This window comes from Edaphobacter flagellatus (assembly GCF_025264665.1).
Lineage (GTDB): Bacteria > Acidobacteriota > Terriglobia > Terriglobales > Acidobacteriaceae > Edaphobacter > Edaphobacter flagellatus.
Map to the genome: position 1 here is coordinate 3748293 of NZ_CP073697.1, position 22145 is coordinate 3770437.

The 22145-nt window shown below is 53.6% G+C and carries 19 protein-coding genes; 11 read left to right on the top strand and 8 right to left on the bottom strand.

The features are described from left to right. Positions 1-333: 333 nt before the first annotated feature. Positions 334-3696 carry a TonB-dependent receptor gene (locus KFE13_RS15635; protein ID WP_260704128.1) on the bottom strand — a complete coding sequence of 1121 codons (3363 nt, stop codon included), beginning with the start codon at positions 3694-3696 and terminating at the stop codon, positions 334-336. A gap of 257 nt (positions 3697-3953) precedes the next feature. Between KFE13_RS15635 and KFE13_RS15640 the strand changes: the two genes are divergently transcribed. The 3 genes from KFE13_RS15640 to KFE13_RS15650 all read left to right on the top strand — a co-directional run bounded on the left by KFE13_RS15640 (position 3954) and on the right by KFE13_RS15650 (position 6863). After that, complete coding sequence (locus KFE13_RS15640; RefSeq protein WP_260704130.1) at positions 3954-5396, top strand: sensor histidine kinase; 1443 nt, start codon at positions 3954-3956, stop codon at positions 5394-5396. 2 nt (positions 5397-5398) lie between these two features. Next, entirely contained in the window at positions 5399-6094 is a 696-nt protein-coding gene (locus tag KFE13_RS15645) for a response regulator transcription factor (RefSeq protein WP_260704132.1), read from the top strand. A gap of 178 nt (positions 6095-6272) precedes the next feature. Beyond that, positions 6273-6863, top strand: a complete 591-nt coding sequence (locus KFE13_RS15650) for a hypothetical protein (RefSeq protein WP_260704135.1) — start codon at positions 6273-6275, stop codon at positions 6861-6863. Positions 6864-7019: 156 nt separating this feature from the next. Here KFE13_RS15650 and KFE13_RS15655 read toward each other — a convergent pair whose 3' ends face one another. Genes KFE13_RS15655 through KFE13_RS15665 form a run of 3 tightly spaced genes read right to left on the bottom strand, consistent with a single transcriptional unit; the run spans position 7020 to position 8046 of the window. Then, a complete protein-coding gene (locus KFE13_RS15655) occupies positions 7020-7472 on the bottom strand; it encodes a hypothetical protein (RefSeq protein WP_260704137.1) in 453 nt (150 codons plus the stop codon). Positions 7473-7476: 4 nt separating this feature from the next. Further along, complete coding sequence (locus KFE13_RS15660; protein ID WP_260704138.1) at positions 7477-7743, bottom strand: hypothetical protein; 267 nt, start codon at positions 7741-7743, stop codon at positions 7477-7479. A 21-nt stretch (positions 7744-7764) separates the two neighbouring features. Beyond that, positions 7765-8046 carry a hypothetical protein gene (locus KFE13_RS15665; protein WP_260704140.1) on the bottom strand — a complete coding sequence of 94 codons (282 nt, stop codon included), beginning with the start codon at positions 8044-8046 and terminating at the stop codon, positions 7765-7767. A gap of 142 nt (positions 8047-8188) precedes the next feature. Here KFE13_RS15665 and KFE13_RS15670 point away from each other — a divergent pair, with 142 nt between their 5' ends. The 5 genes from KFE13_RS15670 to KFE13_RS15690 all read left to right on the top strand — a co-directional run bounded on the left by KFE13_RS15670 (position 8189) and on the right by KFE13_RS15690 (position 12442). Next, positions 8189-8650 carry a DUF935 domain-containing protein gene (locus KFE13_RS15670; protein ID WP_260704142.1) on the top strand — a complete coding sequence of 154 codons (462 nt, stop codon included), beginning with the start codon at positions 8189-8191 and terminating at the stop codon, positions 8648-8650. Between the two features lie 6 nt (positions 8651-8656). Then, on the top strand, positions 8657-8782 hold the full coding sequence (locus KFE13_RS15675; RefSeq protein ID WP_260704144.1) for a hypothetical protein: 126 nt from the start codon (positions 8657-8659) through the stop codon (positions 8780-8782). 188 nt (positions 8783-8970) lie between these two features. Then, a complete protein-coding gene (locus tag KFE13_RS15680; protein ID WP_260704146.1) occupies positions 8971-11085 on the top strand; it encodes a hypothetical protein in 2115 nt (704 codons plus the stop codon). A gap of 245 nt (positions 11086-11330) precedes the next feature. Next, entirely contained in the window at positions 11331-11714 is a 384-nt protein-coding gene (locus tag KFE13_RS15685; RefSeq protein WP_260704148.1) for a hypothetical protein, read from the top strand. Positions 11715-11827: 113 nt separating this feature from the next. Further along, a complete protein-coding gene (locus KFE13_RS15690; protein ID WP_260704149.1) occupies positions 11828-12442 on the top strand; it encodes a hypothetical protein in 615 nt (204 codons plus the stop codon). Between the two features lie 66 nt (positions 12443-12508). Here KFE13_RS15690 and KFE13_RS15695 read toward each other — a convergent pair whose 3' ends face one another. After that, positions 12509-13126, bottom strand: coding sequence for a zeta toxin family protein (locus tag KFE13_RS15695; RefSeq protein ID WP_260704151.1), 618 nt, complete (start codon positions 13124-13126; stop codon positions 12509-12511). Continuing rightward, complete coding sequence (locus KFE13_RS15700; RefSeq protein WP_260704160.1) at positions 13126-13422, bottom strand: hypothetical protein; 297 nt, start codon at positions 13420-13422, stop codon at positions 13126-13128. The genes KFE13_RS15695 and KFE13_RS15700 overlap by 1 nt, the downstream gene beginning before the upstream one ends. Positions 13423-14271: 849 nt before the next feature. Between KFE13_RS15700 and KFE13_RS15705 the strand changes: the two genes are divergently transcribed. After that, complete coding sequence (locus KFE13_RS15705) at positions 14272-15858, top strand: glycosyltransferase family 39 protein (RefSeq protein WP_260704162.1); 1587 nt, start codon at positions 14272-14274, stop codon at positions 15856-15858. Between the two features lie 91 nt (positions 15859-15949). On the opposite strand, the gene KFE13_RS15710 is transcribed toward KFE13_RS15705, so the two are convergent. Next, positions 15950-16270 carry a cupin domain-containing protein gene (locus KFE13_RS15710; protein WP_260704165.1) on the bottom strand — a complete coding sequence of 107 codons (321 nt, stop codon included), beginning with the start codon at positions 16268-16270 and terminating at the stop codon, positions 15950-15952. Positions 16271-16488: 218 nt separating this feature from the next. Between KFE13_RS15710 and KFE13_RS15715 the strand changes: the two genes are divergently transcribed. Further along, positions 16489-17673, top strand: a complete 1185-nt coding sequence (locus tag KFE13_RS15715; protein WP_260704167.1) for an NAD(P)-binding domain-containing protein — start codon at positions 16489-16491, stop codon at positions 17671-17673. A gap of 105 nt (positions 17674-17778) precedes the next feature. Here the strand turns inward: KFE13_RS15715 and hrpB are convergent, their stop codons facing one another. Next, positions 17779-20070, bottom strand: a complete 2292-nt coding sequence (hrpB, locus tag KFE13_RS15720) for an ATP-dependent helicase HrpB (RefSeq protein ID WP_260704169.1) — start codon at positions 20068-20070, stop codon at positions 17779-17781. Between the two features lie 227 nt (positions 20071-20297). Here hrpB and KFE13_RS15725 point away from each other — a divergent pair, with 227 nt between their 5' ends. Next, a complete protein-coding gene (locus tag KFE13_RS15725) occupies positions 20298-22010 on the top strand; it encodes a 30S ribosomal protein S1 (protein WP_260704171.1) in 1713 nt (570 codons plus the stop codon). The last annotated feature ends 135 nt before the right edge of the window (positions 22011-22145 follow it).

Sequence of the window (22145 nt, forward strand, 5' to 3'; positions counted from 1 at the left end):
AATTTCCTTGGCGAGAGCGGAATCGGGTGGACATGAGATAGAAATCAACTTTGCCGAAGGTAGACCCACTCCGACCTGAGACGCAGCGTGAACTCAGTCTTCCGCGAGAGTATCTAGGGATTGCTTGATAAGCAAATCTGTGTCCCATTCAGTCGAGTTCCGCGTAAAAAGCGGCGATACTCCCGCATCCGGTTCCAGCCTATTTTCAATAGGAGTGGTTTCCGCGGCGAGATTGGGAGCGAAGCTCGCGGCTCACGATGCTGGACCAGTGCATTTGCGCTGGCCGCGAGATCGCAAACACGATGTCGCGGCCAGCGGCTCTTTCATCTCAGTTTAGAAGTCGACCCGCAGGGCAAGCTGTCCCGTACGGTTGCCGGCATTGTCGGCTGTCTGCACCGAAGTGATCTGCCCGAACGATGCTGGAGCCGAGACGTTGGTCGCCGGCGCCGCGAAGTTTGGATGATTCGGTAGGTTGGTGAAAGTCGCCTCGAAGCGCAGCCTCAGCGACTCGCGCAGTGGGAAGATCTTTGCGAGTCCTCCTGCTACAGCGGCAGTGCCCGGCCCGACCAGGCTGCCGACAGCGCAGTTGCCGATGCGTCCCGGAGCGGGAGTGGCGTTGTAGGCGTTGACGTCGAAGTAGTTGTTGAGCGTGCGGTTGGCTGGCACAGGGTTGCCGATGCAGTCCGGCCGGAGCGCCGCGCCGCGAAAGACCAGATTGAGGTTCGCGCTGTCGTTGCTTGGGCTGGTGGTCGGCGTGAGGTACGGCCCAGTCTGCCACAGTGAGACGGTGCTGATCTCCCAGCCGCCGAGGAGCGCATCCTCCACGCGATTCATGTTACTCAGGTACTGGCGATTGCTGCCGAAGGGCAACTGATAGATCGCCGAGATCAGGAAGCGCTGGCGTCGCGTTCCCACAACGTTGCCGCGATTGGCGCGGAGGTTGAAGCGATCGGCGACGGGCGTTCCGTAGTTGACCTCGGGCGCAAAGACTGACGGAGCGTCACCGGCGGCGTTGCTCAGGTTCTTGGCCCAGGTGTGATTTACCTGGAAGAGCAGGCCGTGGTGCAGCCTCTGGTTGAACTCGGTCTGCAGTGCCTGGTAGTTCGCGTTGCCCTGGTTCTCGCTGGAGAGGATGCGTCCCCAGTTGGGATACGGCCGCTGGCTGTAGTCATTCGGCGTAACGCTGGCATGCTGTTGGTTGAGATCGACGGTCTGACCCATACGGTAGGAGTTCATGCCGACGTAGCTGACACGCAAACTCAGGTCGTTGGTGAGCTCCCGCTCGACGGTTAGATTCCACTGCGCCGCCTGTGGATCGCGAAAGTTCAGGTTGACGTTCTGGTAGAAGTCGCCCGTACCTGCGACCTGCGACGGCGTGAGCGGGGCCGCCACGTTCGGGAACTGGAACGCCGCCTGACCGTTCGGGAGCAGGTTCGCGGTCGTCTGCACTACGCCAACGTTGATGTTAGTGGTGTTGAAGGAGAGCTGGCCGAGGCTGGTCATGGTGAAGATGCCGAAGCCGGCGCGCAGCACCGTCTTGTTGTCGCCAAACGGACGATACGCCACACCTAGCCGCGGCTGGAAGTTCTTCTTGTAGAAGATACGCAAGCCGTTGCCCACACCCACATCGGAGGCACGCTCGACAGGTGCGCAGGCTATGCTCGGATTCACTCCCGGGCAGGGAGCGTTGATCGTGTTCAGCATCTCCTGCCTAGCCACGCCGTTGTTCGCCAGAATGAAGCCGCCATTGCGCGGATCGAAGGCGCCCAGGTTGTTGTTCTCGCTGATGAATGGAGGCAGCCCCTGCCAGCGCAGTCCGGCGCTCAGCGTGATGTAGCGCGTCATGTGCCACTCGTCCTGCGCGTAGAGTCCGGTCTGCCAGGCGTGCAGCTTCGTATCGGGCCCGGAGCGCGCGATGTAGCTCTTCGAAGGCAGCCCTAGCAGAAGATCGGAGAAGGCGTTGCCACTGAAGGTGGCCGCATTGAAGGTGAAGGCGCCGAAGTCGTTCGATCCACCGAAGCTCTCAAGGTCTGTATAACGCACGCGGCGAATATCCACACCGAACTTCACGGTGTGGTTGCCCTTCACCCACGACAGATTGTCGGTGAACTGAAGAGTCTGCGACCGTGTCGTCCCCGTCTTGTCGCGTCCAATAGGAGTGAAGTTGGTCCCATCGCTGAAATCGAACGTTGGAAATGCATTCACGTTGGGTACATCACTGAGGTTCAGTCCCTGCAGCCCAAGTGTCCCTACCGCGCTCGCACCGCTAATAGGGAAGTCGACCTTGGCGGTGTAGAAGGTCAATCCGAAACGTGCCTCGTTCAGCAGCGTCGGGCGAATCGTGTAGTTGTGCGAGAAGATCAGGTTGCGGTTCGTCTCGCGATGTACCTCGGTCGGCAGCAGGTTGTTGGTCGCCGTCGTGTCGACGTTCTTCCAGCTCCAACGGCCGTATATTTGTTGCTTGTCGCTGATCGTGCGGTCGATGCGCATATCGTAGCCATTAATGTTAGCCGGCGAAGGCGCCTGCACACGATAGTTGCCCGTCAGGTCGGTGCCGGTATCAACATTAGGCAGTGGGACGTATCTATTGAGCAGCGACTGGGAAACAGCGCTCAACTGGCCCGATGGAATCTGGTTGTTCGCGAACGGGTGTCCCGTCGTAGGATCGACCGCAGCCTGCCCGGGAAGATCGTTCAGATTACCCGAGCGCATTGCGGCTGTAGGCACGCTCAGCACAAGCGGAGTTGTGAAACGCCGCCGGTTTCCCTCATAGTCGCCGAAGAAGAATGTCTTATCTGCGCCGGCTTTTACATGTGGCAGATGCAGAGGTCCGCTCAGACTTCCGCCAAAGGTATTGTAGGCCTTGTGCGCCTTGCTGTCGAAGTCCCAGGTCTTTGCATCGAATGCGCTGTTCTGCATGTACTCGAACATGCTGCCGTGAAAGTTCTTCGTTCCGCTCTTGGTGATGATGGTCACATCCGCCATCTGCGAGAACTCGGCGTTGTTATTGAACTGTGTCACCTTCATCTCGCTGATCAGCTCCGACGAAGGATTCATGTTGTTCAGCGCGCCGTTCTGGCGGATATTCACCGTCGATGTGCCGTCCACCGAGTACTGGATCTGCGCCGACGTTCCTCCGCCGATCGAAAGGTTGCCGTTCGAGTCCTGCTGAACGCCCGGCACCGCCGCAAGCGCCGTCAGCGGGCTGTCGTTGCCTCCACGGTAGTTCATCGGAAGCTCCACCACCTGTTCGAAGATCTTGGTGTCGCCGATCGTCCCATTCTCTGTATTCACGGTCGACGCGTCGGCTGCTTCCACGGAGACGGCCTGCTGCGATCCGCCAATCGACAGCTTCAGGTCGGCGCGCAGCTGCTGCCGTGCGGCGAGTGCCATCCCGGTTAGCGTTCTATCGACAAAGTTCGGCGCAGAGGCCGTCACCGCGTAGGTGCCGGGGTTCAGGTTCAACACCAGGTACTCGCCGTTATCGTTCGTGGTCGCATCCCGTGAAGAGTTGTCGTTCAGGTTCGTCACATGAACATGAGCCCCGGGAATTACCGCGCCCGAAGGGTCTTCGACAGTTCCGAGAATGCTTCCGAAAGTCGATTGAGCATGGGCAGCGATTCCCTCGCACACGAACACGAGGCACAGAACGGCCAGCAGATAGAGCTGCTTGGCCGTCCACTTTTGCGTTGCCAATACACGCTTGGAATTCTTTTGAGAGGCGCTGGAAACACTTGCATCGCCCTGTTTGGGATATGTGCTGGGTTCTGTCGTGGAAAGTGAATCAGATTGAGAAAGGCCTCGAATGTACATCATTGGAATCACCTCATGGGGCCGAAATTTTCCGGCCTCACTTAGTGAATCGAGAAATCCGTAAGATACGCATAAGACCGTTACTTATGGGTTCTTTATGGGTTTCGAGATAAAATTTCCCTTCACTGGACCACAAGAGAATGACCAAGAGAACAATTCGCGAAGGTACGACGAGGATCGCGGTTGGCATAGCCGTGGGCCTGTCTATCACTTGGCTTGCCTACCGATTTCATTTCAATCTCGCCTCTGCGACTTCGATTCATCTCTTTCTGGTAACCGCCATTGCGTTGCGGTGGGGCCTTCTTGAAGCGAGCATCGTGTCGTTGGTGTCAGTGGCCTGCCTCGATTACTTTTTCACTCAACCGTTGTTTCAGTTTTATATGACGGACTCCCATGATTGGGTAGCTCTAGTTACCTTTGAAAGTGTCGCTTTGCTTGTAAGTCGCCTTTCAAATCAAGTCAGCCGCCATGCTCGCGAAGTCGAGATACATCAATTGCAACTGCAGAAGTTGTATGAACTGAGCCAGAATATCCTTCTACTGGATCAACAGAAGCTAGTCGATCAGCAACTCGCGGATCTGATTCTGGCTACACTCCAAGCGAAGGGAGTGGCACTGTGGAACGATTATGACCTGCATTTGAGTAAAAGTGGCACCTGTGAGGTCACAGACGATGAGGTGCGTTCCACATACTTTTCAGAGCGCAACGAAGATGACCCTCTAACAGCGACCTCGCGACGCGTTCTTCGCTCAGGTACGCGAGCCATTGGTTCGTTGGTCATCTGCGGCCATTCGCTCGATGATGCCTCGATCATTGCAACCGCTTCGTTGACGGCTGTCGCGATTGAGAGGGCACGCTCGTTCTCTGCGGAAAGCAGTGCAGAAGCAGCCCGGCAAAGCGAGCAACTTCGCTCTGCAGTACTGGATGGTCTTGCGCATGCCTTCAAAACCCCGCTGACAACCATTCGAAGTTCCAGCTCGGGCCTACTCGAAATGGATACATTGTCTGGTGCAGAGAAAAGGCTCGTGGCGCTGATCGACCAGCAGGCCGATCACCTTAACGATCTCACCACGCGCCTGCTCCGCACGGCCAGGATTGACACTGTCGATCTTAAGCTGAAGCGGGAAGCAATTGATCTCACTCAGCTCCTACAAAGCAGCGCCGAAGCATCCACGCAGGACCTCGGTGCACATCCCATCCGCCTTCTCGCCGGGACGAAACACAGCACGGTCTGGGCCGACAGGCAACTCCTGGAGATGGCGCTTTTTCAGCTACTCGATAATGCCGCGAAATATGGGAGTTCTGAGTCATCGATCACTATTGACGTTCAGGAAGATCCGGCGGAGACGCTTATCAGTATCAAGAACGAGGGTTCCTTCATCCCACCTCATGAGAGGGAGAATATCTTCAAGCGCTTTTATCGCAGCCCCGGCTCAGATCGCAAGGCCCCGGGAACAGGCATCGGTTTATCCGTAGTCAAGCGCATAGCGGAAGCGCATCAAGGACGTGCATGGGTAAATAGCGGCGAGCACACGGGAACCACTTTCTTTCTTTCGCTACCGCGAACGGCAAAGGAGATGTAGTCGTGACACAGCGATTGAATGTGCTCATCGTAGAAGATGATGCGGGAATCCGGCAGAGCCTGTTTGAGACCTTGACTGCATTGGGATTCATGATTGGAGAAGCAGGCAATGGAGAGCAAGCCCTGTTGCGTCTGCGGATGATCGACTATGACGCAGTGCTGCTTGATATCAATATGCCTGGGATGGGAGGGATCGAAACATGTCGGTCAATCTACCATACCTACCCTCACATTCCAATCATTATGCTAACGGTACGAGACGGAGAAGACGATAAAGTGGAAGCGCTCGATGCAGGCGCCGATGACTATGTAACCAAGCCCTTTCAGATTAGGGAGCTGACTGCGAGGTTGCGGTCGGCAATCCGGCGTTCGAAGACATCGACAGCTCCCTCCGAGTCTACTATCGTAGTTGGCGCTTTACGGCTCGACTCGGATCGTCATCGTGTCGAGAAGATGGGCCAAGAGGTTCGCCTCACTCCGAAAGAGTTCGCGATGTTGCGCTTTCTTATGGAACATGCAGGCCGCCCTATCCCCCACAGCCGTCTACTGACTTCTATATGGGGACCGGACTATGGTAACGAGCGCGAATACCTACGCGTCCTTATCAATCAGCTTCGTAAGAAGATCGAAGACGATCCGTCGCGCCCGTCATATATCTTGACAGAGAGTCATGTCGGTTATCGGTTTCGTGAGGCTTAGTGTACGCGCCCGTTCGAAGGTCAGGATCGTTCTAAGTACAGGGATTGCTTGATGCTCACTGTCATCACTCACCGTACATCAGATTCTGAGTGAGGGTTACCTGGTTCAAACCGGTCGCTGGCACGAATTGCGTCACATCGTGATAACGGTCTAGTCTAGACTGTCGCTGGAATCACAAATGCGCGTATCCGAATTATCCAGGCCGAGCCCCGAACGACTCCTCAAGCAAGTAGAAGCAGAGGAGAGTAAGCAGTTAGGCGCAAAACTCAAGATTTTCCTGGGCTACGCTCCTGCAGTTGGTAAATCCTATCGGATGCTCGACGAAGCCCGTCGTAGAGCCGGGCGCGGAGAAGACGTGGTCGTCGCTGCTATCCAGGGACGGCAATCTGAAGATGTTCAAGCCCTTCTGCGCGAGCTGGAACTGATTCCGCCGCATGAGACGGCTGGCGGGCAGGCGGTTGACTTGGACGCTGTTCTTCGTCGCGCGCCGCAAGTGTGCGTCATCGATCCCCTTGCCGCTCAAAATCCTCCTGGAAGCCGGAACCAGTATCGATGGCAGGACGTGCAGGAGCTCTTGCGCAACGGGATCTCGGTGTTGTCAAGCGTCAATCTGCTACATGTCGAGGAGTACAAAGAAAAAGTTCAGGCGATTACCGGGAAGAACACTACCGAGACGATTCCGAAATCGTTCTTGCTCGCGCGTAATCTCAGAGATCATAGGATTCTCCTCGCATTGCGTTGTCGACCCATGATGAGTGTGCCGGTGTGAGTACAGAAAGTATATGAGAGCAGCGGGATAGTGCGGGCGATGGCGGGATATCGTGGGATTGGCGCGGGTTTTGAGGGTATTTCGGGCGTCGCGCGCGGCCAGAACGTACAGGCTTTATTTGAGAGCGACAGGAAGCAGTTCGCTTAGATGCTGAGGCTAAATAGCTGATTTTTCGTCGCGCCGCGATGCATCCAAGCGAACTCCTAGCGAACTACATGGCCCGGCCCTTGTACCGGATGCCTTGAAATCCACAAAACCCGCGCCAATAGCGACCGCAGACGGTTCTTTCAATCCAAGCGAACTGCCTATTTTGAGGCCGTGCAGCCGCCGATCCAAGCGAACTACCCAAGCGAACCCTATCGCTGGGAATTTTTTGGCGATTGCGGCCGCCATTGCGGCCGTCTTTGCCGCTTCGTCAGCCTTCCTTGCCTCGGCCTGCTTTGCTTCTTTGCTGGCAGTCGTGGGCGGCACGGCGGCCTTCGCTGTCTCAGCAGCTTTCGCGGCCTCGATCTGCTGTGACGAGACCGGGGGCAGAGGCAGTTCGACTTTTTCGTGTCTAACAGCTACGCCATCTTTCTTCACGAAATTAGATTCCTGCTCGTTCCACATATAGTCAGGATTTGCGGCAAGTACCTTTTTGATCAGCTCTGCCCGAGCGGCTTTTATCTTCGGAAACAGCCTCGTTATAGAGCGCATCTGCTCGGCCATACACAACGAGGTAGTTATTCGCCATTCGCAAGCTCTTGTTTTCCAGATCCAGTGCACCGGCGGGTGTCATTTTCACGCCGCGAAAATTCTCCTGCGGTACAGGTTTGTCGGCCTGAGCCAGCGCTGAGCTGACGGCTGCGGTAAGGATGATGGCTGCTGCAATCTTTCGCATGGATTCCTTCTTTCTGTTGAACTACCACGTTGTGAGTTGCACCCTGACGATCTGGTTAGTCGCAGAGCAGTAGAAGTGATATGGCGTGCCTCCAGAGACGGCATCCCACGAATCGCCTTGCGTGCAGGTATCGGAGGACGTGGCCGCTGGAGCACGAGTGAAACGCATATTTCCGAGCGCAATTACGCCATCTGTGCCGTTGCGGCTCCTGCCAAGATTCATCAGCCCGTTGCCGCCACTCATCATCCACAGGCTTGCGGACGCATAGCTGCGATCAAGAGCATTGCTTCGGAATGCAAGCATCTCCGCAGTACTCGACTTTCAACGCGACATTCGCAGATGGGGAGTCGGTACGGCGTGGCTCACGGTGAGCGACAAGCAGGATCAAAAGCTGAGAACGAAATGCTAACCTTGTCGCCACGAACGACGAGTGGACAATCTGAATATGGCTAAGAGCAAACAATCCGGTCTGCCGCCGTCCGCAGGCGATAAGGTCACATATCGCGGCCAAGATACCGTGTACGAAATTACGCATGCGCTGGGCAACATTCATGCGGCCACGAAGGAGGAGAGGAGCGTCGACCTAGCGCTTCAGATCGACGCTGTGCTCAATCGCCAGCTCGTGCGCCGCCTCGTGCTCTGGAACTTCGGGCCGGAATGCCCTATGCCGACGCTGAAGCACGATGTCTCGAACGAAGAGGATCTCGGAAAACGAATCACTGTCGACGACACACTGCAACAAATGGGGCTGCCGATCTCGAAGAAGTATGCCTATGAGCGTTACGGCGTGGAGGTTCCAGATGAGCATGAGGAGCTGCTGACGCGCCCTGCAGGTCCTGCAACGGGTATCAACACACCAGCAGGACCGCCTGATTGTCCACAGTTCAACTCGGAACGCGAGCGATAGGTAGAAATGGAGATCAAAGCCTTCGACAATCTTTTCAAGCAGATGAGCGCAGAGGCTCGCGCCGAATACCGCGAGCGCATCGCGCAGATTGCAAAGGGCGCGGAGCGAGCTCATGTGGGGCTTGGTTCGTGAGGCGGAACATTTTTGCGGGGCCAGATCATTTCGAGCGATTGAGCCTTGACATTCCACAAATACTGGTCATAATTCTTGTCACGGTTCTGCCCACGATTGGCAACCAGTTTCCTCCCCCGAAAAACAACTAAATATTGAATTCGGCTTTGTTAGCAAATCCTTTACCGGTGACTAGCATGAGGAGATTCTTGTTTCTGTGTTTGGTTTTTCAGTTCATTTGCTTTGGAACATTCTCTGCACTGGCTCAGCAACACGTTGTCTATCCAACAGTGCCGCCTCCACCTCACACGCCTCAAGAAATTCTTCTTCTATTTACGGGTAATACTGCTGATGAACGGATTTTGCTCACGTTAAACAACAACCGGCCAAACACGTTGAAGGCGATGATTACCGTCTTTACGTCATCAGGAGTTTCGACCTCTCTTCCCGATGTTGATCTTGTCCCGCAAGAAAGCAAATTGATCGAACTCAGCCCGGTCCTTAAGGCCGCTGGTTTATCGCATCAGGAGCTCGGTTGGCTGAAAATAGACTATAGCGGTGTTCGGCTGGAGCTTGGCGCGCAACTGACGCTGTACCCAACATCGAATAGTCCAGGTGTGGATTCGCCAAGGAGCCTTAGCGGCGATTTCAAGAGTGTAGAGCGAGATGCCGTCTTCTGGATGCCGGAACGGGGCAAAGCATATCTTGCGTTGACGAATAGTTCGACTGGAAACATTGATGTAAAGATGAAATGCGGTCCGCTCTCGGATGAGTTTGTTATTCCTTCCAAAACTACAACAATACGTCGGGTAGAACTTCACGATGCATCGATCGTCCATGTAGGAAGGTTTCCTGTTTCGTGCGATATGACTTCGGACGGGGCTATCGACGCCTTACGTCCTGTGGGCACAGTCATTGCAGATGGGTATTCAGCTCCAATACGCTTTTATGACCCTAAAACGGCGACATTTCCCAGCCTGACAGCTGTGGGCCTGGATCCGTCTGCTGAAACACATGTCACTGTTCACAACGTCTCAGATGCACCGGTCGACATTACGCCGATTGTGCGTGAAGCAGCGTTATCTAATCCACTTACGAAGAATCTCGCCACTCAAACACTTGCTCCGCACGAATCGCGTGAGGTCTCGATTGGCGATTCGCTTTCATCCTTTCGTGCTGCTGGAATCTCCCGCGTCACCTTAACGCTGAAAACATTGTCTCCGAACGGATCGATTGTCGGTTCCGTGACCCAAATCAGTCTTTCAGATCACTTGGTTGAAGATATACCGTTGCGAACGAGCAATCCACCAGCATTCGCGCGTGGTTCCTATCCGCTGCGGTGGGATGAAGACTATACAAATTTGGTTACTGTTACGAACACTGCCGACGAGACACTCCGCATCGGAGGGCAGATCACTGCTGGCGATACAACCTACGTTTTCAAACGCACCGACATCGAACCAGGAGCAACGATAGTATTCGATGTTGACAAATGGAAAAAGGACGCTGTTCCAGATGTGAATGGCAAAGTTATTCCACAGGATGCGAAGTACGGCAAATTCCACTGGATAGAAATGTCTAATGGCAAAAAGGCAGGCTTATTAGGACGCACTTCTCTTTCCAGCGTTGCGAATAGGAGAAAGAGTAGCTTCAGCTGCGGATCTACCTGCGAATATAACTTCACGAAGCATCCATACTTCGATCCAACAGTGTTTGCCTTAATGGGTGTTGGAGATAATGCAGCAATCGGAGCAACTGAATTTGACAGCATGCTGAACGGTAATAACTATCACTATCCAGCTGACGTCCCCAACGGGGATGTATGGGCGGATTCAAGTGTGGTTGGCTTTGCATTGGGCTCGCCCAACATCACCGAAGCAGCAAATTCATTGGGTACTACCAATGTTACTTACAATTTTTACGATGCAGAGTTCTCATACGATCCAGATTACGAGACCTGCAATGAAAACGATCTTCCTTCCCAACCTACTGGCGCTTCAACCGTGGGAGCACGATTGGATTTGGAGATCTCTAGTTGCCAAAATAACGGAGGTACATTTCGGCTGACGGGGGGTTGGGGAAATACGTCTAATCCAGCAAATGCGTGCAGGCTAAGTGACAGTAAAGATTTACCAAACGCTTATGGAGGGTCTTGCGGTCAGATCGCTGGAGGTGTTTGGTGCTTCAATTCAAACGCCGATTCGAACGGGAAGTCCTACAGCTATTGCACATCTGGCCCACGATATGCAGATAAGCCGGACAGTACTTGCACAAGATTTGTTGATAAGGGCTACCCGTTCACCACTACCGCCATCACACCATAACTATCGGACGACATCAAATGATCAAACAATCAATACGATCTCTCATTTCTAGAATCTCGGTAGCTTTCGTCAGCCTGATAATTATCCCTGTCTCAATCCATAGCCAGCAGGTAAGCACTGCTCCGTTCCCTCTGACTCTCAATTGGGTTGAAAATGACATCTCAAGCGAGGGCGGCGGTATAACAGCTGGTTGTGTCCTCGTTTTCGCTACGGGCGAGTTTCATCTTGAGCGAAAGAGGCAGCTGATGTCTTCTCATCAAGCGACAATCAATGTATACACTGGCACCCTCTCAGAGGCACAGCTAAGCAATGTGAAGGCTTTATTGTCCGATAAAGGTCTTCTATCCCTTCCAGATTTCAAGAAGCCTGAATTCTCTCGGGGAAGTAACTATCTAGAAAGTGCTTCTTTGAGGTTCTATCAAGAAAATAGACCGAAAGATGTTGGTTACTTCATTTGGCGCGGACTCCGCCCGGAAGATTCAATTGAGGGCGCGTCGGAAGAAGTCAAGAATGAACAATACAAAGCAAAGACTGCAATAGTCCCTTTCATTCAGTGGCAAAAATCACTCACCGGTAAAAGTGTCGATATCACCAAAAGCAAGTATAAAGGTTGCAACTACGAAAGCTAATTTCGCAGACTACGATATGGAAATGGAAGTATTTCCCAAAGCATGGCTAAGGTGATCAACATCGGCGGCTGGCAGAGTATCAGGCAGGCTTCAATCTGTTTGGACGGCTGACGGTGCTGCGAGGCGCTGTCCAGAAGACGAAGAAGCCGCTGCAGCTCTACACCAGCACGCATCTCTTCGCCGATCAGCAGCAGAGCAATGGCGACATCCAGATTTACACCAGATTCGATCTGCCATCGGCAGGCGCGCTCGAATACCTTCGCAACCTGACTCCTCTCACACGCGATATCTTCGAGGGCCTGACGAAGCAATACAAGCACGATGCCTTCACCATCGCGGGCGTCAATGATCAGCGGATCATAGAGAAGGTGCGCGATGTGCTTGGCGAGGTCGTCACCAGTGGCGGCACGGCTGAGGACTTCCGCAACGCCGTCAACTCGATCACTGATGAAGCTGATGCAGATCGGCTCTCGGCATTTAAGATTCAGATCTCGGTTAGGAACGCCGTGATCCGCTCACATACATTACGACGACCTGCCGTAGCGCATGTTTGTCGTCAATGGCGGGAGATCCTAAATGAGCGAAGCAGCCATTATCGTCAGCTTGTTTGTGATCTTCTGGACCGGCTTTCAGATGCTGGTGCAATCTATCTAGCGCAGAGGGGAACGTCTAAGGGCGCTACCTTGTCGAGCCAGGGTCGAGAAACCGCAAGAAGATTCTTCTCCTGACGTTCAGCGGTTCTACAGTCGTACAGCACATTCGTCTTTGCCTGAGCACGAACCAAAACGAAGGCCTTATCGGAGCTTCTGGCTGTTATCAAACATCAGAGTCAGATCAGCGATACCTGCGGCAACCTTAATGGCGCGTTGCGTGCGCGGAAACCGAGAGAGGAGCTTATCTTCGGGTACCGCATGTCCACCCATCTGTTGTCTTGTGCGGACGCGCAGAACAGACAGTCCTTCATGCGTGAGTCCGACGAATAAGAGTGCTACGGAATATCCGGCAGCTTGGAACTTGTGAATCAGATCGATCTTCGACTCAACTGTCCCGTCAGGTAGTTCACGCCAATGTGAAAAGACTGTTTCGTAGGCGAACGAGACTTGCTGACGAACGACCTGCTCGACCAGAGAGGTGACAGCTGCTTGAGAGATGCGCTGCCATCTCTCGTCATCGTCACGCAGTTCCTTAGCCCATGTTGGGAGGTTGGCCAGATCTCCGCCATCGGGCTCCGGAAGAATCGACAACGTTAATCGGTCGGCGTTGAGTAAAGGAATTCGGAGCGCTTGCGAGAGACGTTGATTCCAGAGCGTAGACTTGCCCGACCCGTTGTGACCAGCGACGATGATCGCAAGAGGACGATCTCGTGGAATATTTTGGAGCAGGGACTCTGCGTCCGGCGGCGCTGCCGACATCAGGCGTTCTTAGTCTTGACAACCCGAAACTGACCGTTAGAGAACCGCCCGATGGTCCGAGTGCCATCCGCCGATTCACGAACAATCTTTGAGGTGTCGGATGGAAGAACAGAGTAGGCGTAGACCTTCTTCGCAGAAGTTGCCTTCGTCACAAAAACGGCATCGCGCCGAATTCCAACTTTGCGGATGGCCTTCGAGATGTTGGCCACAAGAGTTTCGCTGTCGTCACGGTTCACGAGACGCTTGCTCCGGCCGTTGGCCCTAATCATCTGCGCGGGTGCCGCTGGTGTGGCCATGTGTATTCTCCTCTTCGAGAAGTGCCCTCAAAGACCTTTCCATAAGTATACCGCTGGCCCAAGGGACATTTGACTTCGAGGTGACGGATCATTCGATACCTAAACCATGCTGGCTGGCTCCCCGCGGGCCAGCCAATACGCCCACTGTGATTGCGATGGCTTTGTGGCATTTTTGTGGCAAATACCGCCGTTTGGGCCGGTTTTGCCGGTTTATCCGTCAGATATCTCCTTTACCGTCAACAGTTTAGGTTTGACGCGGCACCTTCACACGGTGGAAGTCGTAGGTTCGAATCCGATTGTCCCCCACGGCCAAGTGGCATATACCGGTTCTTCGTCAAAACCTTCGTCAAATTGTGCGCCGTAAAGGCTCCAAAAATGCCTCTCGGCTCCCACCTATCCTACAGAAAACAAACGTACTCTATGCTGTACCCGCCGCCTGTTAACCGAAGGGTTGTAGGTTCGAGTCCTACCTCAGGAGCCATACTTTTCAAAGACATACAATTTCACTGGTTCACAAGTTGGGCATAGTCGAATGGATGCCCTCTTCTGTCTCTTCGTGACAGTTGTCTCCCCCTCTGAGTTGCCCGCATCATCGCGTTTGTCGAATATCGGACCTTAGCTCTCCGTCCACAAATGGCTTGTGACAATACATTGGTGTGAGCTACCGGATGTCCTGGTTAGATTGCTAACGTGCATCACGAACGCAGGGCGCTAGCTATCTATGTAAGTAAGTTATGAGGCGAAAAGGGCGTCAGCCGTCGCGGCTCGGAGAAGAGATAGGATGATCTGTTTCGTATGGAATAATGTGTCGGGTGAACACATGACATTTCTGCGTAAGGATCCTCTTTAATGCGTCTGCTAAGTGCATTGCGCCAGAAACTCTATCTGCTCGGTTTTATTGCTATTTTCCTAAGCGCGTGGTGCAAGCTTTCAATACTGAATTCGCGGGAATTATGGCTGGATGAGACCTATTCTGCATACGTCGCAAACCTGCCCTTTCATCATCTTTTGCGGTTTACGACGGGAGATGTTCATCCTCAACTATTCTCGATTGTTCTTTGGGGATGGGTTCATCTCGTCGGGGATGCTCAGGTTCGGCTAAGGCTTTTCAGCGCCCTAGTGAATATCTGTTGCATGCTTGCAATGTTCTTCCTTGCCCAACGAGTGCTTGGAGCAAGATGGGGAAGCTTTGCTTCAGCCCTTTTTGCTTTTTCGCCGATGTTGCTTGTCTATTCGCTGGAAGTAAGAAGCTACATGCTGTTCATGTTCGCTTTTGTCTGCGCCTTAATCATCCATTGGCGGGTTGTCATCGAAGAAGATGATCGTAAGGGGCTTCTGCTTGCATACAGCTTGCTATTGGCATTGTTGTTTTATATTCACTATCTTGGCGTCTTTTTCGTAGCGGGGTTATTTATTCACTGGGTTCTTCGCAAAAACCATATCAGAGCAAAAATTTCCAGTATTCTTACGGTCGGCATACTGACGCTTCTGTTTGTTTCTCCAGGTATTCCTCTTCTCCTGTCGCAACATGCATTGAAAGTACAGTTAAATCGGCAACTAGAACGCAGTCATAGTGATCCTCAAGCTCTTTCATTTGGGTCGACAGGGGTCGATCCAAATGAAAGTCATGGAATCGGAGCTATGGCGCGAAATACCGCGGTGATGGCAGGTTTTTATCCTGCAACATCCCATACGATCCTTCTGATCTGCGCGATTCCTCTAACGTGTGCACTCGCCGGAGTAGTGCTTTTGGGCCTATTTAAAGGGGATGAAATTTGTCGCCTTTTTCTGATCCTCTCGATCCTACTCTACGGTGCAGTCGTTGCATTCCATCTTGGCAGTACCCGCTACCTTCTATTTCTGATTCCTGTACTGGTCCTGGCTATGGCTCGAACGCTTCAGTTCTCGACGACCTCACTGAAATGGTCCCAGTTAGGTGCCGTTATGGGAGTTGTACTCCTCGCAACTTATTGCGCAGGCTTTATCAGACAGGCGACGAGGCCCCATGGAAGACCGTGGGAAAATGTAGTGCGTGCTATCCAAACCGACTACCAGCCCGGAGACAAAGTCATCTTCGATGCTCTCTATTCCCAAGTACCCTTTGACTACTTCGCCAGCCATCGAAACTTTCATCCAGTTGAAGCGGGATTTCCTATCGATATCTATACATGGTGGGATATGCAGAGACACACTGGTTGGGGTGGACCCGTAATAACACAATCAGATTTGAATAATTTTACCTCTGATCTTTTGCCTTCTGATGGTAAAACGATTTGGCTCGTTTCATACGAAACGTATTACTACGATCCGAATAATGCCCTTTTGAAACGACTTAGTGAGTTAGGGCACTCGACCTTGGTTCCACTCCCGGAGAATCCAGATGATCATGCTGGTTCGAATGATTCTCAGCTACGTTTGTACCGCATTGCTCGGTAGCAATCATTTTCATGGGACATCTGATTGCAGAGATTCAAACAGATTAAGAGATGTGCCATAGTTTCATCCGTGCTGGAGTACAGCGTTCAACCTAGTTGAAATCCGGACGGGAAGGGTGGTCCACGACAATCAAGCGCCCGTCTGTCAATGCTTTGACTGAGTGACGGCTGTTCGCGGGCACAATGGCAACCACGCCTGGCTTCGCGGTCTGAGATTCTCCGTCGATGGTCACTTCGATTTCCCCCTCAATCACTTCGTAGACCTCTTCCTCGGGATGGAAGTGCTCATGGATGGACGAGCCGGCGGCGAACTCGTAGTGAGCGAATGTCATGCTGGCCGAGTGAAAATAGCGTCCCTTCCATCCCGGAAGCCGTTCGATAACCTTAAGTCCGTTCGTTTCCACAAAGGGCATGAGAACTCTCTTTCTGCGGTGTCCGCGAGGAATTGGATCGTACTCCAGCTGCTATTGTAGGGTTATTCATAACGGCAGCTCATGTAGGCTATCAACAAGGATGCATGCATTTCTGCACACGGCAGAGTCATCGATGCCGCGCAGCCTGATCGTGCTAGCTCGCGCTGGTTCTCTAGCTTGCTCTTCGTGTGTCATGTCAAATGCGTAAGAAGAGGCATATGATATCGGTCGCCATTGTCGGTTCGGGCCCATACGCTCTGTCGCTTGCCGCACATCTCAATCCTTTGGATGTGGACTACCGTATCTTTGGTCCTGTGATGGAGGCTTGGGATAAGCATATGCCTCCAGGAATGTTTCTAAAGTCGGACGGCTTTGCCTCGGACTTGTACGCTCCGGGCGACGGATACAGACTCGAAGAATACTGCCGTGAAAACGATATTCCGTATGCGCCCGTAGGTCCGCCAGTAAAGCGCACGACCTTTGTGGATTACGGCAAAGAGTTTCAGCGCCGCTTTGCACCGGGACTTGAAGAGACGATGATCGTACGCATCAGTCAGATTCCGGGCGGCTATGAGCTAGAGACAGCCGAAGGTGACATGGTGCAGGCGAAGCAGGTTGTGCTGGCAGTCGGCATCAGCCATTTTCCATATCTCCCTAAAGTGATGGACGGACTGCCGCGCGAGGCAGTGAGCCACACGTTTCATCATGGCCCTTTTGATGCCTTTCGCGGTAAACGTGTGCTGGTGATTGGGGCTGGCGCGTCGGCGGTAAATGCGGCGGTAGCCTTGAACGAGACTGGTGCTGAGACAGAGCTGATGGCGCGTGCTGCGAAGATCAGCTTCCATGATCGTTCGCCCGACTATCGTCCTCTGATAGATCGCATCAAGAATCCCCGCTCGGTGATCGGTTTGGGGTGGCGTTCGAAAGTTGCAGTGGACCTGCCTCTGCTCTTTCACGTGATGCCGCAAAAGTTGCGCCACAAGGTAGTGGCCAAGCATCTTGGGCCTGCGCCTGGATGGTTCTCGCGCGATGGCTTTGTGGGCCATGTGAAGCCTTATATGAGCTGCCGCCTTGAAGAGGTGGCCATAGTCGGCTCGAAGGTTCGGGTGTGTTATCGCGATGCGGATGGCGTGGCGCAGGAGTTGCAGGTCGACCACGTGATGGGCGGTACCGGCTTCAAGCCATATCTCAAATCGTTGAAGTTCCTCGACCCAAAGCTTGCGGCGAAGATTCGGACGGCAGAAGAGACGCCGGTGCTCGATTCGAACTTTAGCACCTCGGTCGATGGCCTCTACATGACCGGGCTTGCTTCGGCGAACAACTTCGGTCCCATGTGCCGCTTTGCCTGCGGAGCGAAGTTCACTGCGCGCCGCCTGTCTCGCCGACTGGCCAGGAAAGCCTGAGTAGTCTCCATATCGTGCTGCACCGTATCGTTTGGAGTGCCAAGCCGCCAGACAGAGAAACATCCGAATTTTCCTGGAGCTCAACAATATGTGGAGTCATTGTTTCTAGCGACTGCGCGCTAAATTAGGCATCTCTGGCCATTCGTGCCTCGGATAACGGCGCATGAGTTCCCGTCGGACTTGCGGGTAAAGGCGCTTCCAGAATCCAGCAAGGTCTGTTGTCGTTTGTACGGCACGATGGTTTGGAGCGAGAAGATGAATAACGAGCGGTATTTTGTCCGGACCGATCCTTGGAGTCTCCTGCATCCCGAAGAAATCTTGCAGGCGAGATGAAATCCATGGTGGTTTGCCTTCTTCGTAGTGAATCCTGGTTTGACGTCCATTCTTCAAGCGAATACTGAGAGGGGCGATCTCATCGAGGAGTTTCTTGTTTACCTTCTCTTCCAGCAGTGGGATGAAGTTCCTGGCAACATTTCTCAGATCTTCAAAACTTTGAAATCCCAAGCATAGATTTCGCAGAGCCTCAGAGAGATCAGGTGATGCAACGTGCGCAAAACTCAGTCGAGCCAGGAAATATTCCAGAGCCTGCTTGTCTACGAAGTGATCGATGCCAGTCTCTAATGCCTTCTGAGCGAGTAGATCAGCCGCTTCCGCTTCGGGTGCCATACCGCGCGACTCCTCAATGACAAGGTTGTCGTAGAGCAACGCACTTACTTTCTCAACCCGCTCTGAAACGCGATTCCACACCACGCTTGATCGCTCTTGAATGCGATCAGGAAAGAGATCAAGCAGCCACTCCGGCTCAACTCGCGCGAACATGCGGATGAGCGGCAAGGGATTTTCCTGGCGATCCTCGGCATCGAGCGCGAGCATAAATTCATAGGGCGGGAGTTCGCCAGCAACTTCTGCCGAGACGCCTGTCGATAGCAGCACCCTGTTGCCTGATCGCCGCCGGGCTACGCGGTCGGGAAAACCCGCCAGCACAGAGAGGAGCAATGCCTCATCATCATGTCGCGTTTGTTTTGGAGGCCGAGCTATCCTGAGCAACTGGTCCGTGTCCTGCTTCAAGCGGTACTGCTGAGGCAAGTCCATGGCAGCTAACAGATCATTCTTTTCGCTGTGTACGCTGCTGCCGAGCAACGCGGCAGCACGACATCCATCTTCTCCGACGCCTCGGTCCAATGCTTCAACCACGATGCGGGATAAGCGTGGAGATAATGGAAACCGCGCCAGTCGCTGCCCCATATCGCCGTGTACCCCGAGGCGATCCAGGAGCAATTCGGCGCTTTCAACATGCTGCTTCGGCGGAGCATCCAGCCAATCGAGATCATCGAGATGCTCAATATTCATTGCTCTCATGTTGAGCAAAAGATGTGCGAGATCGGCACGTGCGATCTCAGGAATATCCTGCTCAGGGCTGAGCAAATAATCTTTTTCGGAATAAAGGCGTATCACCCGTCCGGGAGCTGTACGAGCTGCGCGACCGGCCCGTTGAGTTGCCGAGGCCCTGCTGATCCGACCGACCTGTCGTGTCGGCAATCCCGTCCAGGGCGAGTAGGTGGCGATCCGTGCCAGACCACTATCAATAACCGCAGTCACTCCTTCGACGGTAACGGAGCTTTCAGCAACATTCGTCGCGAGAATAAGTTTTCTTTCAGCAGACGGCAGCACAGCGCGGTCCTGCTCGGCAAGTGATAAATCGCCATGCAGGGGGAGAACGAGGAGGCCTGTCTGGCGAGCGATCGTTTCACACTCGCGCATGGTTCGCCTGATCTCTGCAATACCTGGAAGGAAAGCGAGAATACTGCCGGAGAGCTGCGCCGCATTCAGCAGTTCCACACCCTTTCTCGTCTGAATGTGAAGCGGTTCAGGGGAATAGGGCAGATAGCCAATCGATAATTCAAACAACTTTCCCTCAGATCGCAGGATCGGGCAGTTGTTGAGGTATCGCGCGATCGGCGCTGCGTCGAGCGTGGCCGACATCACAACGATGCGTATCTCTGGTCGTGTGCGTTGGAGGCGCTTCAGAAGGGCCAGTGCAAGATCGCTTTCAAGGTGGCGCTCGTGAAATTCGTCAAGAACAATTGCGTCGATGCCTTTGAGGGCTGGATCTGTCAGCAGACGCCGGATCAGAATGCCCTCTGTAACAAACCGGAGCCGCGTGCATGGGCCGATTCTCTCTTCGAAGCGAACCTGATAGCCAACCGTTCCGCCAATCTCTTCGCCGATTTCCCATGCAACCCTTTGTGCTGCCAGTCGGGCGGCAATCCTGCGCGGCTCCAGCACGATGACTTCGCCTTTGACGAGGCCGAGAAGGGCTGGCGGAATCCGCGTAGTCTTCCCGGTTCCTGGGGGCGCTTCGATAACAAGATTGGACGTATGCCGGAGGGTTGCCAAGACCTCCGGCAGAATCGCATCGACCGGAAGTGCAGGCTTTCGACTCACTGCATCGATCGGAACATAGCGTTTCAGGAGCCGTCAATACGCTGGCGTGGGGACGCCGGTACGTTTTCTAAAAAACCTGTTCAGGCGGAATAGCATGGCTTACGCGCTTTCGTGTGCGGCATTCGGTTGCTCAAGATCCTCTACAGCGCCGATCATGGCTACAATGTTAGTCAACTGTTATGGCAAACGAAGGTATCCCAGGCACCACTCCCAACTCCCTCGACTCATCCGACGTCCTTGACGATTCCGCGGAATCGTTTGGTTCGCTTCTTTCCCAATTTGAAAAGACTCATGCTAATCCATCGAAAACGGAGGCGGCCCAGAAAGAGGGCGTCGTGATTTCGATCTCATCGGATTCAGTATTCGTGGATATAGGCCTCAAAGTTGAGGGTGTACTTTCTCGAGGGGAATTTGAGAACAATGCCGAGGGGATTAAGATTGGAGACCGGTTTCCTGTATCGGTCAAAGGGCGTAACGAAGAGGGATACTATGCTCTATCTCGTTTGAAGATTGCTCAGGCTACTGACTGGTCTTCACTGGAAGAAGCCTACGCGCAGAAAGCTGCTGTCACGGGAATAGTGACAGGCATCGTGAAGGGTGGCTTGACGGTCGACCTGGGTGTACGAGCTTTTATGCCGGCTTCCCGCAGTGGAACCCGTGACGCTGCCGATCTGGAGAAGCTTGTTGGCCAGGAGATCATCTGCCGCATCGTCAAGCTCGATGCTGCTGAGGAGGACATTGTCGTTGACCGCCGTGTCATTCTCGAAGAGCAAGCCCGTCAACTTGAGCAAAAACGCTATTCGGAGGTGAGCGAAGGAGATATCGTTCGTGGTCAGGTTCGAAGCCTTACTAGTTACGGTGCCTTTGTCGATCTTGGTGGAGTCGATGGTTTGCTGCACGTAAGCGATATTTCATGGAGTCGCGTCAATAGTCCCGAGGAAGTTCTTGCTATCGGTCAGGAGCTACAGGTCAAGATTCTGAAAATCGATCCCCAGAGCAGGCGCATCTCTCTTGGGCTCAAGCAACTGCAACCAGAACCATGGGACTCTGCTGCTGATCGGTATCAGTTGGGACAGCGCGTGACTGGCTCTGTAAAACGTCTTACGGACTTTGGAGCGTTCATCGAAGTTGAGCCTGGGATTGAGGGGCTGATTCATGTTTCTGAGATGTCGTGGGTCAGCAAGGTGCGAAAGCCGGGTGATCTCCTGAAACTCGATGACACGGTTGAGGCGGTCATCCTTTCAATCAGCCCTGCCGAGCGCCGTCTTTCTTTAGGGCTCAAGCAGGCGCTCGGCGATCCATGGGCTGTGGTCCCGCAAAAATTTCCTGCAGGTTCTGTTATCGAAGGCCCGGTCACACGGTTAACAAAATTTGGCGCCTTTGTGCAGTTGGCAGAGGGGATTGAAGGATTGGTCCACATTAGCGAGATCAGCGCCGAAAAGCGGATCAATCACCCTCAGGACGCGCTTAAGACAGGACAGATTGTCAGAGCCCAGGTTCTCGCCATAGATTTGGAAAAGCGTCAGATCAGACTGAGCATAAAGCAACTGATTCCTAGCGACCTCGACGTGTATATCGAGGAGCATTCGATTGGCGATGTCGTATCAGGTCGCCTGGTTGAGCACAAAGGCGACAGCGCGATCGTAGAACTTGGCGAAGGTATTCACGCCAATTGCCTCGTAAACGTAAAGACCGACCAGACCACACCGAGTCAAAGCGAAACAAAGCTTGATCTCTCAGCATTGTCCTCAATGTTGAACTCCCGGTGGAAAGGTGAGACGAAAGGGTTGGGTGTGCAGCCTGAGCCACTTCATGTTGGTCAAATGCGCAACTTCAAAATCGTTGGGCTTGATCGCGACACCAAGCAAATCTCCCTGGAGTTAACGTCGTAAGCTCAGGAGCGCTCCATATTTGCATCGGTAACATGCTCCATGCTTTGCCCCCTTACAAGGGAAGCTGAGGATCGACCTCCGGGCGATCTAACATCCGCTATTTGATTGACCGGAATCGGAACCGGCATCCGTCGC